Annotated in this window: 13 protein-coding genes and 1 pseudogene; 10 read left to right on the forward strand and 4 right to left on the reverse strand. The window is 49.6% G+C overall.

What is annotated here, in order from left to right; translation table 11 throughout:
* Positions 1-101: 101 nt before the first annotated feature.
* Together CLV36_RS14745 and CLV36_RS14750 are read left to right on the forward strand one after the other, a co-directional pair.
* Positions 102-1,032 (forward strand): annotated as a pseudogene (locus tag CLV36_RS14745) (ABC transporter ATP-binding protein).
* Positions 1,025-1,792, forward strand: a complete 768-nt coding sequence (locus CLV36_RS14750; protein ID WP_181353088.1) for an ABC transporter permease — start codon at positions 1,025-1,027, stop codon at positions 1,790-1,792. The pseudogene CLV36_RS14745 and the gene CLV36_RS14750 overlap by 8 nt, the downstream one beginning before the upstream one ends.
* Before the next feature lie 337 nt (positions 1,793-2,129).
* Here the strand turns inward: CLV36_RS14750 and CLV36_RS14755 are convergent, their stop codons facing one another.
* Positions 2,130-3,047, reverse strand: coding sequence for a sporulation protein (locus CLV36_RS14755; RefSeq protein WP_106343185.1), 918 nt, complete (start codon positions 3,045-3,047; stop codon positions 2,130-2,132).
* Positions 3,048-3,124: 77 nt separating this feature from the next.
* Between CLV36_RS14755 and CLV36_RS17455 the strand changes: the two genes are divergently transcribed.
* The 5 genes from CLV36_RS17455 to CLV36_RS14775 all read left to right on the forward strand — a co-directional run bounded on the left by CLV36_RS17455 (position 3,125) and on the right by CLV36_RS14775 (position 6,377).
* Positions 3,125-3,262 carry a hypothetical protein gene (locus CLV36_RS17455; RefSeq protein ID WP_181353089.1) on the forward strand — a complete coding sequence of 46 codons (138 nt, stop codon included), beginning with the start codon at positions 3,125-3,127 and terminating at the stop codon, positions 3,260-3,262.
* Positions 3,263-3,315: 53 nt separating this feature from the next.
* Positions 3,316-3,618, forward strand: a complete 303-nt coding sequence (locus tag CLV36_RS14760) for a hypothetical protein (RefSeq protein ID WP_106343186.1) — start codon at positions 3,316-3,318, stop codon at positions 3,616-3,618.
* Positions 3,619-3,737: 119 nt separating this feature from the next.
* Entirely contained in the window at positions 3,738-4,262 is a 525-nt protein-coding gene (locus CLV36_RS14765; protein ID WP_181353090.1) for a PolC-type DNA polymerase III N-terminal domain-containing protein, read from the forward strand.
* Between the two features lie 621 nt (positions 4,263-4,883).
* Positions 4,884-5,642: a YheC/YheD family protein gene (locus tag CLV36_RS14770; RefSeq protein ID WP_106343188.1), complete on the forward strand. Its 759-nt coding sequence runs from the start codon at positions 4,884-4,886 to the stop codon at positions 5,640-5,642.
* A 147-nt stretch (positions 5,643-5,789) separates the two neighbouring features.
* Positions 5,790-6,377 carry an LOG family protein gene (locus CLV36_RS14775; protein WP_022735780.1) on the forward strand — a complete coding sequence of 196 codons (588 nt, stop codon included), beginning with the start codon at positions 5,790-5,792 and terminating at the stop codon, positions 6,375-6,377.
* Between the two features lie 203 nt (positions 6,378-6,580).
* Here CLV36_RS14775 and CLV36_RS14780 read toward each other — a convergent pair whose 3' ends face one another.
* Entirely contained in the window at positions 6,581-7,906 is a 1,326-nt protein-coding gene (locus tag CLV36_RS14780) for a helix-turn-helix domain-containing protein (RefSeq protein WP_181353091.1), read from the reverse strand.
* 274 nt (positions 7,907-8,180) lie between these two features.
* Between CLV36_RS14780 and CLV36_RS14785 the strand changes: the two genes are divergently transcribed.
* The 3 genes from CLV36_RS14785 (at position 8,181) to CLV36_RS14795 (ending at position 12,427) form a co-directional block, all read left to right on the forward strand.
* Positions 8,181-8,480: a hypothetical protein gene (locus tag CLV36_RS14785; RefSeq protein WP_022735782.1), complete on the forward strand. Its 300-nt coding sequence runs from the start codon at positions 8,181-8,183 to the stop codon at positions 8,478-8,480.
* Positions 8,481-8,868: 388 nt separating this feature from the next.
* Positions 8,869-10,416: an asparagine synthetase B family protein gene (locus tag CLV36_RS14790; protein WP_022735783.1), complete on the forward strand. Its 1,548-nt coding sequence runs from the start codon at positions 8,869-8,871 to the stop codon at positions 10,414-10,416.
* Between the two features lie 136 nt (positions 10,417-10,552).
* Positions 10,553-12,427 carry a terpene cyclase/mutase family protein gene (locus CLV36_RS14795; protein WP_029071708.1) on the forward strand — a complete coding sequence of 625 codons (1,875 nt, stop codon included), beginning with the start codon at positions 10,553-10,555 and terminating at the stop codon, positions 12,425-12,427.
* Positions 12,428-12,621: 194 nt separating this feature from the next.
* Here CLV36_RS14795 and CLV36_RS14800 read toward each other — a convergent pair whose 3' ends face one another.
* Both CLV36_RS14800 and CLV36_RS14805 read right to left on the reverse strand, forming a co-directional pair.
* Positions 12,622-13,464, reverse strand: a complete 843-nt coding sequence (locus tag CLV36_RS14800; RefSeq protein WP_022735785.1) for a DegV family protein — start codon at positions 13,462-13,464, stop codon at positions 12,622-12,624.
* Between the two features lie 176 nt (positions 13,465-13,640).
* On the reverse strand, positions 13,641-14,936 hold the full coding sequence (locus tag CLV36_RS14805; protein WP_106343190.1) for an ABC transporter substrate-binding protein: 1,296 nt from the start codon (positions 14,934-14,936) through the stop codon (positions 13,641-13,643).
* Positions 14,937-15,077: the final 141 nt, after the last annotated feature.

Genomic DNA, 15,077 nt, shown 5'->3' on the forward strand with positions numbered 1-15,077 from the left:
GATTTTGAAAGATTTGTCTTGATAAAATTTGTTATTTTCCTGTAGGGTTGATGATGGAGGTCGTGGACAAAGGAGTGGAAACAAAAGTGAAAGGTGACAACATGCCGACGACTCCGGTGCTCCGCATACGAGACTTAACCAAAACCATCGGTAAACGAACCATCATCGACCACGTTTCGTTTGATGTGAATCCAGGTGAGGTTTTTGGTCTGTTGGGTCCCAACGGAGCGGGAAAAACGACGATCATCCGCATGATTGTCGGGTTGATGGCCGCGACTGAAGGGGAAGTGTTCATCAACGGAGTCAGTCTACAAAAACAGTTTGAAGAAGCGATTCAACATGTAGGAGCGATTGTGGAGAATCCGGAGCTGTACAAGTTTATGACCGGGTATCAAAACCTCCTGCATTTTGCCAATATGGTGAAAGGCGTCTCCCCAGAATGGATCGAAGAAGTGATCGCGTTGGTGAGGCTGGAGGAACGGATTGATGAACCGGTCAAAACGTACTCGCTGGGGATGCGGCAACGATTGGGGTGTGGCGCAAGCGATTTTGCATCGGCCATCGCTGTTGATTTTGGATGAACCGACCAACGGGCTGGACCCCGCCGGCATTCGCGAGTTGCGCGACTATTTGAGGTGGTTGGCCCAGTCAGAAGGGATTGCGGTCTTGGTCTCCAGCCACCTATTGTCTGAAATGGAGTTAATGTGTGATCGAGTAGCGATCATTCAGCATGGCCGGTTGATTGATGTGAAAACAGTGGATGAGTGGGGAACGGAGCAGACAGGCGCCATGCCGGTGGAATTTGAAGTGGACCGTTTGGACCGTGTGGCAGATGTGCTCCGCCTATTGGGTTGGTCACAACCGTGGACGGAAGCGCCGCGCGGTTTTGTTATAGAATTGGAACGAGCCCAGATCGCCGATCTCAATGCTGCACTGGTGGCCAAAGGTGTAAAAGTGTATGCCATCAAGGCTCTGGAAAAACGGTTGGAGGACCGTTTCCTGGAGATCACGGGAGGTGAGACGGTTGGGTAAGTTTGTACGGCTGGTCAAAAATGAGTGGCTCAAAGTGTTTGTGCGACCCCGGACTGCGGTCTTGCTGGCAATCCTGATTGCCTTGGTTTTTGGGACAGCCCTGTTTTTGGCATATGTGGCTTCTGCATCCCAATTTGGTTCCGACCTGTGGGGGTTCGCGTATCAATGTAGTCATCTGCTTATCTTGCCGTTGGTTCTGTCGATGATTGTCGCCGGGGATATCGTTTCCAGTGAGTTCAATTGGGGAACAATCAAGCTATTGCTCATTCGCCCCGCCAACCGGACCAAAATCTTGTACGCCAAGTATGCGGCCGCGGTGTTGTTCAGCATGTTTTGCCTTGTCTTATTTTTTGTCGCGAGCTTATTGTTCGGCTTGGTCTTTTTCGGATGGGGTCCCCTCGATCAGATCGGCGGTCAGATCCTGGCTGAGTATGGATATTATCTGATTGAAACGGTGATGATGGTAACTTTGGCCTTTGCTGTTTCCACCGTCTCCCGAAGCAGTTCGCTGGGAATCGGCTTGAGCATATTTCTTAAATTCATTGGTATGTTCTTAGTGGGAATCCTCCAGTCATTTGAGATGGAATGGGGTAAATACCTGTTGGCGGCCAATCTGGACCTGGGTCAGTATGAGGCGGGACAGCCGATCCCGTTCCCGGGGATGAGCGTCGGTTTTTCCGTCGTCATCTTGGTGCTGCATTTTCTATTGTTTCATGCAGTGGCTTGGGTGTCTTTCACCAAGCGGGATGTGGCTGTGTAACACAAAACGACTGTTCTCCGAGCAGGGGGATGGTCGTTTGTTATGTGACAGGGGAATCTTTGTTTTTTCCGAAAAACAAGAAGGAATTTATAGTATTGTTAATCAATTTATAAAAGATATGTTGTTTTTGGGGATGCATGCGGGTGGCCGCGGACATCGTTTCAGAGATACTTTGGCGAACATGCCACACCCGTCTACATCATGGATGTGTTGATACAGAGCATTGTAGCGGTTCCAGTCTTTTGTAACAAGGACAAGCCTAGATTGGGTCAATCGGAGAACCGCCGTAGACGGAAGCCGTGATCGGGCCGGCAACAAGCTTCCGTGGCGTTTCTCTCTAATCGATTTCCTCTTCCTCTGAAAAAGCGAACAAGCCGTCTTCATCTGCTTCCGAGCCGTCCGCAATGGCGTCTTCAAACAAATCCTCCAGCAGTTCGGTTGCAAGCCAACCCGCCGCAAAGCCGCCAATCGCTCCCGTAGACCGGGACCACTTTTGGTGGTAGTTGTGGTAAAACGTTTTTTTGTCATGCGCAAATGATAAAGGGGAGGAAATCATTTCGGCGATGATTTGCTTCAGCTGATCAGTCAGCTCTGAACCTTGTTCCAATAGACTATTGTCCAGGTAGATTTCCCGTTTTACCTCTTTTTTGCCCATAAATGAAGGGATGTCTACTTCAATCAATATATGGATGCCCTCATCCTCTATTTTGGCGACGAACTCAAGCTCTTTGATGTCGCCGCAAAATAGGGAGGTGGGTGTAAACTCGAACTCCTGCAAATGCCCGTCGAAGGAGCGCGAGCTGTACTTTTCGGTGAACCCGAGCTCAGACAGGGCGGCAAACACCCGCTTCAATCGCGGAGGAGCTTGAATGATGACGGGATCATGGTCTTTATGGTCAATCGCTTCAGCGATGTCCAAATGGGTGATAAAGGTGTAAGAGATGGCGTGGCCCGACAGCAAGAGATTGGTGGGCAAGGAATAAGTGAAAGGCAACACTTTTCGTTCCCCAGGTTGGATGGTGAACGCCACGTGAAAGGGAAAACGTTCAATCAGATGGGTGAAAATTTGTTCTTTGCCATGGAGTTGAACCACAAAATCAATATCGATTTTGTTGATTTCCTGAGCAACAGCTCCACCAAGAATCATTAATTCTCCGTGGATTGTTTCACCTGAAGCATATTCTTCTTTATCGAGAATAAGATCAACTTTGGCTCCGCCTTTGCCGAGTTTGGCCATAAATTTTTTGAATACCATGGGTGCTGTCTCCTTTTTTTAAATAAATATACCTGATTATTCCGCTATTAAAACCGATTGCTTGATTGAAGGGCCGCATGACGCGCCACGGGCGCTTGATATTGCAACGGTTGGGTGCTCTTGCACAAGCGCTGGGATGGTTTGGCAAAGCATTTGCCTTACGTCACGACGGAATGATGCTGAATCTTATGAATTTGCCGATGGTTGATCTTTGATGAGAGGGATGGCCAGGCATCATCATCTGATTCGGATCAAGGAGGGACGCAGGATGGGAAGCTTCATGCAAGAGAGGCAGGAGAGATTGAGAGAAGAAGTACAAAGCCGGAAGTTGATGCGAGTTGCACCGGTAGGTCGGGAGAAAAGCGATGTCGAATGGTCATTAAAACAGCTAGGGATGGATTGTATGTGGGAGAAATCGGAAACCAGAGCGCACACGGTTTCCGTGTATGGAGAATTGGCCCGCCAGACGGGTCGGATGGTTGTGATTTATGACAAGCACAACCGGGTGAGCGAGTGTCATGCATTTCACCCCTGCCATGTGGATGAGATCGAATGGGTAAAAAGATCGTAGCGTTCCGCCCTTTGTGGGCGGTTTTTTTCATGGCCGGGTAAAGGGTGTCGACGTGTTCTGGTTTCGACATGCGAACATCTGTTAGAATGAAGATAAGAAGCGCTTATGGAGGGATGAGAATGGACCAAGGGCGCAAAGCGTTGCGGCAATTGTTTACGGAAGTAGGATTGCCGCCGGAATGGTTGGAACGTGAATTGGCTCATGCCCGCATCAAAGAAGTGCAGGTGGATCAGGCCAAGCGGACGTGGCACGTGCACCTCCACGCGGGGGAACCGCTTGAACCGGAGATATGGCAAACATTGCAACAGCGTGTGAGACAGCACTTTGAACCGGAAGTGAAGGTCTCTTTTTTTTTTCAATATGACCGTTTAAACCATGAGGTCGTCTTGGCCAAATACCGGTTTTGGATTCAAAAATGGATCGAACAAGCGCACACGCCTGCCGCGGCGACTTGGTTTGGACAAGCTGAGTGGCGAGTGGAGCGACAACAGATCGAGGTGGTGTTTGCCAATCCGGCCGTATGGCAGATGGCACGGGAGCGCGAGTTGGATTCGCTCATCGCCAAGTACTATCGCCGCATCACCGGTCAAGAAGTGCCGGTGCGCCTGACTTTCCGAGGGGAACGCGGAACCGACCACCCGTGACAAGCTTACCAGGTAGCGTCGTGTTTCAGCTTCTTGAGGGCAGCAGATTCACAGAAAAGATGTGTCACGACCATGTGTTTTTGGGAATAGAGTTAGGGGGAGGATCTACATTGAAATATAGAAGGGATCACCGGCATATTCGACCGCCCGTGCATTCTCCCTGGCAACGTGGCTTACACCAAAGGATAAGTGGTCAGATCATTCGGCCTCATTTGTCATGTGGCTTTTTCAAACTTCATCATGGTTCAGGTGACGACCCGATGTGAGACAAGCCTATGCACGGATCAAGTGAGTCGGAGGCTTACTTTTTCTGAAACGACATGGACCGTCAAAGGGACAAGACCCCCAAGTGCAGGAATGAGGTGTACCTGCCAATCAAAGAGGGCAAGCGGGTGTCTTTATCGACACTGGAGATGATAGCCCTTCCGATCATTCTGCGGTTGGGAGATTAACTTTTGTTGGTGTCAGCCGTTGAGATGAAAGAGACTGGGGACATTGTCTTCACCTGGTTGGAAGTTGGTGGTCCTGCCGCATAGAAATCAGGCCCTGTTTCTGGGAGCCTGTCCGTCGCCGTCAGCAAACGGATGCATATCCTATTAATAGGTTAATAGAAAAGGGAGGATGCATTTGAAAAAGGTCGGGGTTCAATGGGATGGGGCTTATCAGCTTCTCCTTCATGACGAGATCATGGAAGACCATTTGCCGGAGACCTGGTTGTTGAATGCGGAGAGTTTTCATTGGATGTGGGGGCGGTATCCGGAATTGGTGCTGAAACCGACAGGCAGAATAGAAGGCGGAAGAGAGATCCGCTTGCGGAGGCTCGACTGCCAATGGGCTGAATGGCGCATGGACATGAAATCCGTTCGCATCCCGACGGAAGAATTGTTTCCACGGTTGCAACGGTTGATGCATAAATCTAGAGCTCCCTATTTGTTACAACAGGCCATCCCCCGGGCGGAAGTGCGCGGACAACCCTTTGAGGTACGGGTGCTGACGCACCGCATAGAACCAAAACAGGTGGAATGGCAAGTGCTGGGGATGATCGTGGTGATGGCGGAAGAAGCAACAGAGCGCAAGAAGCTCAAGGAAGACCGCTTCAGCCTTCAAACGGCGCTTGAAGAGTCCAACATCCGTTCTCCCGATGTGCAGCGTTTGACGGACACGATGACTCGGTTGGCCATTCGCGCGGCAGAAAGATTGTCGCCGTCGTTTCCGCGACAACGCATGCTGGGGTTTGATTTTGCGGTGGATTTCCAAGGCTGGGTGTGGTTGCTAGAGGCTTTTCCCAAACCCTCCCTTGCTCTGTTTTTGGAGCAGTTGCGAAAAAAAGATATGACTCAGTATCGAGAAGCGGCAAAAAAAGTGCGGAAGCATGGATGAGGCGGAATTTTCCGCCTCTTGTTTCGTTGTGTAAGCATCAGAAGTTGTTTTTCCATTTTATGGTTGTCAACCGGAAAGCGGTTTGGTAGAATTTAGAAATCAGTACTGAGACAGCAAGGTATGATGGGAAATCGGAGGAGGATGCAAATGGAACGGATATGTGTGTATGCAGGTTCTAATCCCGGCAACAAACCGCTTTACCGCGAAGCGGCTCGGGAATTGGGAAAATGCTTGGCGATGCGAGGAATCGAGTTGGTCTATGGGGGTTCGCGCTTAGGTTTGATGGGGGCAGTGGCCGAAACCGCATTGGCAGGGGGTGGCCGAGTGATCGGCGTGATGCCGACGGCCTTGTTCCGTGGTGAAATGGTTCACCAATCACTCACCCAATTGATCGAAGTGGCGGATATGCATGAACGAAAAGCGAAGATGATGGAGCTGTCTGATGGCTTTATCGCTTTGCCTGGCGGCTACGGCACACTGGAAGAAGTGTTTGAGGTGTTGAGCTGGGGACAACTCGGCATTCACAAGAAGCCGATTGGTTTGCTAAATATTGACGGCTATTATGAACCGGTGTTGGACATGATCCAAAAGGCGGTCAGTGAGGGCTTTTTTCCGAAAGACCATGGGCAAATCGTGATTTGCGAGAGTGCCCCCGCTCGGTTGTTGGCGCTGATGGAGCAATATCAGCCACCAGCGTTGCAGACGAAATGGACGGAGTTGGCTGAGCGGAAATAACCTTCAGCAGTACCCACCAACCTGCTGGGGCTTTGCCAGGTGGGTGCTCTGCATGATGCTTTCAAAAAGATTGTGAGGATGTATTCATTTTCTATGGTCGGTAATGTTATACTATAAATGTATAAAAAGCAGTCATAGAGACATGACTGCTTCTTTATGAAATGCTTTTTATGCTTGAGGTGGTTCGCCGTGGCCGCGAAGCTTCATGTCGAATCCCCTCCTTTCACATAATGTTCCACATAATACTGAAATACCCTATTTTTGTATTTCTCGTAGTTTTCATGATCTTCCCCTTCGCAACATTGGGCCAGCTTTACCAGAACCTCGGGTTCATTGGTTTTCAGCGCGTGGCGTTCAACAAGATGAAGGGCTTGTTGAAAGCATTCCCGCGCTTTATTCGTTCGCTTCTGCGACATGTAGCAATCTCCCAGCGCAGTGAGTGCAGTGCAGTATTTCAATGCGTCGTTGGTCCGTTGCCCGAGCTGAACGGCCTTTTCCAAAGCTTGTTGTGCGAGGGTGATTTTTTTTGACTCTAAGTATAGCACACCCAATTTGGTATAGGTAGATACCAAGATATTTTTTTTTCTGACTTTTTTCTCTAATTTTAAAGCAGTCCGAAAACATATTTCCGCTTTGGAGGGTTCATTGGCGTTTTTGAAGCTTTCACCCAGAGCTGTCCATAATTCAAATGACCGATCCACGTTTTGGTCCAAACGCGCCATGCGGATCGCTTTGGTGGCATATTCGACGGCTTTTTCATACAATTGTTGCTTGATGAGAAGCTGGGCATGCACTTCGTACATAATCAGCCGGATTTCCATGCTGTCGATCTTGCCGATGTCCGCCCACATCTCTTCCAAGGTGCGCATGGCTTCTTCATTGCGGTTTAGCTTTTCCAAATAAATGGCCTTGGACATCTTTAGGATGTATATAATATAATCGCGGTCGCTGTCTGGGTCTGGATGGTAGGCTTCCAATCCTTTTTCAATGTATGCCAATGCTTGTTCCAAGTCGTTTTGATAGTAACAGCAACGGCCCAACTCGTTATAAGTGGAAGCTTTCAGGTTGGACGTTTCCAATTCAGGATGTTGGTTGATGATGCTGAGCGCTTTCAGATATTGGGCTTGGGCTTTCTTCCAGTGTCCTTTGCGGTCATTGTATTTGCCTTTCAAAAACAATTGCCAAGCCTGCAAAGGGTGGTCATTGTCGATTTCTAGCTTGCGAAGTTCTTCCAACCCTTCTTCTGGTCCCACCATGTCTATGTCATGTTCGATGGCAAATAACTTAAACTTCAGTTGTTCCTCGCCATCGCGTACATTTTCATACGATTCGGAGAGATGTTCAGGATCGAGGGACAGTTTGTTGCAAATGCGGATAATGACATCCTCACTCACAATTTCCCCTTTCTCCACTTTTCTGATGGCATGCAGTTTTAAGCAGTCATCCACCAAATCACTTTGTCGCAACCCGAGTTCTTTGCGTTTTTTCTTGATCAGCCGCGCGGCGTTTTCGTGATCAAGCGGTAACAAAAGCTTCACCTCCTGGTTTTTAAAAAAAATTATTTTGTTGATTAGGAGGAAAATCCCTTCCTTTTTATGCAAATGTGCAACTTGCCAATGCATATGTTTGTCTAATCTGAGGGATATTTATTTAATTAGGCAAATATCTTCATAAACCCTGCCCTCATTTGTGATTTTTTATTAATTTGCAAATTGTCTTAGAGATTTATAAACTGGTATCAGTAACAGTTTATTAATATGTGTGAGAAAAACAAAGAGAGAATATACCGGGAGGGTGTTTCATATGTTGAAGGTACAAGTAGAGGGTCAAATGGAAAAAGTCCAACCGTTTCTGTCGGATCTAAAACAGCGTTCACAGGTTGAATTACTGGAAAATCAGCCGATGGACAAGGAAAAAAGCCAGTGCGCGGATGTCAAGGTCACCTGCTATATTCATCATCATTCGCGGCGTTCCGTCAAAACCCTGCAACTTGAAACAGAAAACGGGCAAGTGATCCGTTTGCCGCTGATGGATTTGATCGAGGCAGAAGTGCAAGACGGTGTAAAAATCTTTGCTGGGCGTTCATTCGATATTTTTGGTTGATTTTTTAATAAGGCATTGATGTTTTATCATTTTGATTACTAGATTGCAAGGAACGCAAGAACGAACTCCACAAGCCATTCATCCATTCATCTCTGAAACGTTTCCCCCTTTTACCACTGTTACTTCTATGATAGCGCGAAACGAAAAAATCCTTTGATATAAATCTTGGCAACGTATCCTCTAGCAGGTCCGACAAAAACCGATGGGTTACATAGAGAAGATAATAGAATAGAGCGAATTGATGAGGACCTTTTCATAGGTCTTTTTTTATTTGATATAATGGAGGGGAGGGAGGTGCAGTCGCAAAAGTTGGCTGTGCTTTTTTGCGGTTTCATAACATCAAGGCGAAGAGGTGCGGCAATAGCGCGTGCGAAAGGATTGAGTCGCCATGGATGACGGGCAAGTGGTGAAGGGAATCGTCGACCCGTATTTTTTCCGGAGCGAGGTGCAGTTTTTTGGTGAGGTTTGGAGCTGCCAGTCGCCGGAAATTCATTTATTTTTAAAATATTTAAACGAGGGGTGCAAGGCTGAAGCTTGGCGTGCATTGACGAATTTAGTGGAACGGGGATATGGATTTTTAAATAAAATGGATGGGCCGTTCATATTGGTTTACTTTAACCGCCATCAGAGAAAAGGGTTTTTCTATCGCAGTTTTTTGTGCAAATCCCCTTTATATTATCGACGGCGGGGGCGGCAATGGCTGTGGGGCATGGCGGTGCCCGATCTGCTTGAAGCAGGGCGTTCGGTGTTGGCGCAGGTGGATTCCGACCGGGTGCTTGATTCTTATTTGCACGGGGGCTTGCCGGAAACGGCTTCTTTCTACCGTGACATTCACCGCCTTCCCGCCGGGGGATTGGCCGAGTATGAAAATGAACGCATCCGGGTTCGTATGTTTGACGTTCCTTCTCCGCAACCGCATCTGATGAAATGGCGTAGCGAAGATCTGATGTCTTACTTGCACGATGCGATGGTGAAACGGTTGCTCTGGCGTGAACCGGGGCGTCGGGAAGAGAAAATGGGCGTACTGCTTAGCGACGGCGAACAGGGGCCAGCTACCGTTTCCTTGTTGAAACCATTTTCCGGCCCGTTGGTAGCCTATATGATCAATGAACAGGACACACAGCTTGCTTTTGCGCAAGCTCAGCGTATTTCACAATTGGCGGAAGTGCCTTGCGTTATTTTGGAATGGGAGGCCACTGCCAAGGCTAATCTGCCAGCGACATGGCTTCCATCTTTTCGTCTCGCGGCGTCACATCTTCATTATTGGCGAGAGCAATGCGTGCATGATCGGGTGACACGGTTGTGTTATGATGCGGTTTTTGCCGCAAGTAGCGCGGAGGCGAGAAGGCCTGCGCTTTTTATTCACTGGGAACGGTGGCGAAACAACCAGCCGTGGTCGCAAGCATTGTTTCCCACTTTGACGCTGTTCAGCAAAAGAGCCAAAGAACAGTTGCTTGCGCGTGAGCTTGAGTTGCGTTCGCGCCATTCTCGCTTGTGGCCGATTCAAAGCTGGTTGAATGAGGAAGATGCTTTGTTTTACACCCCGTTTTGGCGGGAAGAAGGATTGCGCTTTTTGTATCCGGCTTTGAGTCGGGAATGGTTGGAAGTGGCTATCTCCGTTCCAAAAAAGCATGCTTTGTCCTTACAGTTGTTGAGCGGATGGATGGGCCTTTCCGCTAATCTTCCCGCGCCGTTCGCCGGCCCTCCGGCCACGGTTGGCCGCAGGGGATGGGTTCCGCCATATCTGCGTGTTTGGACGGGCAAACAATGGTTGGAAGAGCATCCCCATTTGGTGGAGTGGCAATGGGTCGACCCGGATCAAGTCATGCGTCTGTGGACAGAGAGAGGGAATATGGCGACTTTATGGGAGGAAATGCGGTGGATGAAGCAGGTTGAACAGTGGTTGGGCGGACTGGAACGGCTTACTGTTTCTTAAGCCGGGGTGACAAGAGGGGCAAGCGGTTTCCTTAACACAGCTTGCCCCAGAACCCCTTATAAGCGGAAGTGAGTGGTTTTTTCGCTTTCTGTGAATAAGTTAGAGAGGAGGGATGGTGGAAGAGGGGGGGAGGTTCGTGGTAGAACGGATCAGAGAACAAAGGGAGAGATTAAAAAGGCAATTGCTTGCCGCCCAGTCCGCGGACGGGAGTTGGAACTTTTGTTTTGAAAGCGGGCCGATGACCGATGCATATTATCTGTTGTTGCTAAAAGTGCTGGGGATGGAGGCAGACGGGTTACAACCGGCTTTGATTGAACGCCTGTTAGCCAACCAGACCGATGAGGGAACATGGAAAACCTATCCCGATGAGTCGGAGGGGAACGTGTCGGCGACATTGGAGGCGTGTTTGGCCCTTTTCTATACAGGAGCCAAAGATCCGAGCGATCCACGGATGAAGCGGGCGCGCCAGTTTTTGTTGGAGCAAGGCGGGCCGAGCCGTGCGGGGAGTCTGACCCGGGTGACGCTCAATTTGTTTGGTCACAAACCATGGGAGTTCAGGATGAGAGTGCCGGTGGAGTTTTTTTTGATGCCCCGCTGGAGTCCGATTCAATTTTTTGATTTGGTGGGTTACGCTCGAGTGCATGTAGCTCCGGTCATCCTGGCGGCGGATCGACGGTTTTCCGTCCAGTTGCCGGGGAAACAGGAGATTGATGAATGGTTGCCGCAAGCACCGTCTTTGCCAAGCGATCAAGCTCTGCTACCGGATGGGTGGAGTTTGGAAGTGGCGATGCGAGAGATTCGTCGACAAGCGGCGCTTCGGCGGGAGTTGCATGAAAAGGCGGTGCGATGGGGACGGGATTTTATGTTGAGCCGAATCGAAGGGGACGGCACGCTGTACAGTTACCTATCCAGCACCTATCTGATGATTTTTGCGTTGTTGTCCTTGGGCTTTCCTAAACACCATCCTGTCGTGCGACGCGCAATGGGAGGATTGGCTTCATTCGCTTGTTCGACACCGACTGGAACACATATTCAAGAAGCGACATCGACGGTGTGGGACACGGCATTGGTGTTGCAAAGCCTGGGAATGGCCGGGCTTGAGCAAGGTAGCGATACGTGGCAACGCGGTGCCCGCTTTTTGTTGTCCATGCAACAGGATCGCCTCGGCGATTGGGCGCGTGACAATCCCGGTGTCCACCCGGGCGGGTGGGGATTTTCTCGTAGTAATACCATGAATCCCGATATTGACGACACTTTAGCAAGCCTAAGCGCTTTGTCTCCGTTGCGCGGAAAAGGAGCCGAGGGGGAAGCGTGGGAGCGCGGCTTGGCTTGGCTTTTGTCGATGCAAAATGATGATGGCGGTTGGTCGGCTTTTGAGAAGAATAAGGATAAACGGTGGTTGTCTCTGATTCCACTGAAAGAAGGGAAACAAGTGTGGGGAGATCCCTCTAGTGCAGACATAACCGGACGAGTGTTGCGTTTTCTGGGCGAGCATGTCGGTTGGACGATTGACCGGCCCGAAGTGCGTCGTGCTTGGAGTTGGCTGTATCACCATCAGCGGTTGGACGGTTCATGGTTTGGCCGTTGGGGGATCGCTTATCTGTATGGCACGTGGGCGGCTTTGACTGGACTGGCGGCGGTGGGTGTGCCACGTCATCAGCCGATGATTAAAAAAGCGCTCAAATGGCTGGTATCTAAACAAAACGAAGATGGTGGCTGGGGAGAATCCTGCAAAAGCGATGTGAAACGGACTTACATCCGGTTGCCGCGATCAACCGTGGTGCAAACGGCATGGGCCCTTGATGCCTTGATCTCGTACCATGAACAGCCGACTCCGGTGATTGAGCGCGGAATGGCCTGTTTGCTGTCGCTGTTGGAACAGCCCAACTCATGGCAGTGGCGGTATCCGGTGGGAGCGGGGCTTGCGGGACAATTTTATGTGACGTACCATAGTTACCCCTTGATCTGGCCGTTGCAAACACTGACCCGGTATCTAAAAAAATGGGGCTGACATTCGATTGAAAAGCGGGTGGGTGAACGAACAAAAACCATCCTTTCTCTCACGGAGATGGATGGTTCAGGCTATATATAACCCTGTCAAAGGGTTTGATATGATTTGTGAGCGAAGTGATGAACGAACTGCCTCCCGATTTGCGGAGGTAGGCCTGACCATCCCTTTCGTTCGTAAAAGGCAGAAGGCTTCAGCTATTCTTCGCCTTTGATGACGATGCCGAGCAATCCCGGACCGGCATGCACGGACAAGGCGGGGCCGATGGAGCTGATGTGCAGATGGAGTATGTTCTCGTATTCCTGCAATTGTTTTTTTAACGCCTCCGCTTCTTGTTCGGCTTTGCTGTGCACGATGGCGATGCTTGCTTTGGCCTGTTTGATCTGCTCAGTGATCGGCTCCAACATTTTCTTCAACGCTTGCTTTTTGCCGCGCGCCATGGTGAGCGGGGTGAGCTTCCCTTCGTGGTCAAAGGTGATGATTGGCTTGATGTTGAGCATGGAACCAAGTGCCGCGGCCACTTTGCCGATCCGTCCGCCTTTTTGCAGATACTCAAGTGAATCAACAATAAAGATGCCTTTAATACGCTCTTTCACTTCTTCCAAACGGTTCAGAATATCCTGGTAATGCCAATTTTCCTGGACGAGTTTGGCCGCTTCCAACACGAGGAAGCCGATGATCCAGGAAACGCCTTTGGAATCGATTACATCGATTTTCATGGAGTAATCATTAGCCATCAATCGGAAGGTATTGTATGTGCCGCTTAAGCTGGGGGACACGGGGATGACGATACAATGGGTGAATCCGTCTTGCTCCAACTGTTGGAACAATCGGGCCATGTCTTCAGGCGAGGGCATGGAGGTGGTAGGGATTTCTTGGTCTAACCGTTCTACCACATCTTCAGGAGTAATGTCGATCCCATCGCGGTATTCGCCGTGCTGGTAAATGACGCGCAACGGAACGACGTGTATATTGAATTTTCTTGCAAATTCTATCGATAGATCTGCCGAACTATCCGTCACAACTGCGATTTTTTGCATTAGAATCCCCCTTTTGGTACATCCAGTATACTTCTAGTTTAAGTGGTATGCAAGCGCGATAGAATGGTTTTATTATGAAATATATATTATTATATGCAAAAATAATAAAAATCGGAAACGATGGGGACAGCGGAAGAAGCCAAAGCGATCCCAATTCGAATCGCTTTGGCTTTTGCTTATTTCGTTGAGCCAATCTGTTTTGCGCGCGCCGCTTGTTTGAAGGCGGAGAGGGCAGCGTCTACATCCCCGTCGGCTGCAAAGCGTTGAAGCAATTGGTTCAAAGGAGTTAAAAACGCAGGGGGAACGGCCGATCCGTGAGCGAGGCTGGGGGAGAAATGATTCTGTTTGAAATCTTCCATGGCTTGTTTGCTGTAGGCGTCGTACTTTTTCATATCGGCATCCAAACGGGCGGGAATCGATCCTTTGTGCAAATTGAGCGCGTCTTGCCCGTCGATCGACCCAGCCACTTCCAGGAACTTTTTGGTGGCGTCGGGGTGTTTGGCTCCTTTGGGCAGCCCGAAAGCATCCACGACAGCAACGAAGATTCCTCTGGTGTTGGGGGCGGTGGCAAAGCCGATCTCCTCATTTACTTTTAATTTTAGCTCGTGGGATAAATACGCTTTGGCCCAATCGCCCATGACGGTCATCGCGGCTTCCCCTTTGCCTACCATCTGTACGGAAGCGCGCCAATCACGGGTGGCGTGATCGTGATTGACGTAAGAAAGCATCTTTTTGTAAGTGTTGAAGGCTTGTTTGATACGGGGATCATCTAAGGGGATGTGACCGCTCCACAATTTATTGTAATCAATCGGACCCAGGGTACCCACCAGGACGCATTCGAATAGCTGGGTGGCAGGCCAAGTCTCTTTGCTCCCCAAGGCCAAGGGTGTCACCCCTTTTTGCTTGAGCTGCTCAGCTGCCTCGAAGAAATCATCAAATGTTGTTGGTGGTTTCAATCCGTATCGGCTGAAAAGGGATGCGTTGTACCAAAGCACGTTGCTACGGTGGACATTGACGGGAATAGCGTAGATATTGCCTTCTTTGCTGACCATTTGAACAAGGGAAGCAGGAAAGGTGTCGATCCAGCCCTGTTGAGTGAACAGCTCGTTAAGGGGCTCCAGTTTGCCAGCAGCCGCCAAGCCGGCGGTCAGCTCCGCCCCACCATGGACTTGAAAAGCATCAGGAGGATGATTGCTGTTTATGCGGGCAGCGATCTTCGTTTGGAAACCGGTACCCGCACTTCCCGGTACCCCCGACTTGGTTACTTTGACATCGGGATGTTGCTGATTGAACACCTGCAACAAGGCGTTTAAGCTCGCTTCTTCGTGCGGTTCGGTCCACCAACTGTACAATTCCAATGCTTTCGACTGCTCAGGTGATTCTGGAGCAGAAGTGGCCGCCGGTTGGCTACAAGCTGTTAATACCAGTGTGAAAGCAACGAGAAGAGCAAGATTGAACTTCACCTTTCGCAAATGAGCACCCTCCTTGTGCAGTTTACTGGAAAGTTTTTAATTATCAAACTAGAATTATTATCTAATATTTCGGAATAAAAGTATATAGTTTTGTTGGTAGGAGCTGATCTGCCTTTGGTCTAAGTCGTGTCTAAATAAGTA

The sequence above is a fragment of the Laceyella sediminis genome (assembly GCF_003003125.1).
In the GTDB taxonomy this organism is placed as follows: domain Bacteria; phylum Bacillota; class Bacilli; order Thermoactinomycetales; family Thermoactinomycetaceae; genus Laceyella; species Laceyella tengchongensis.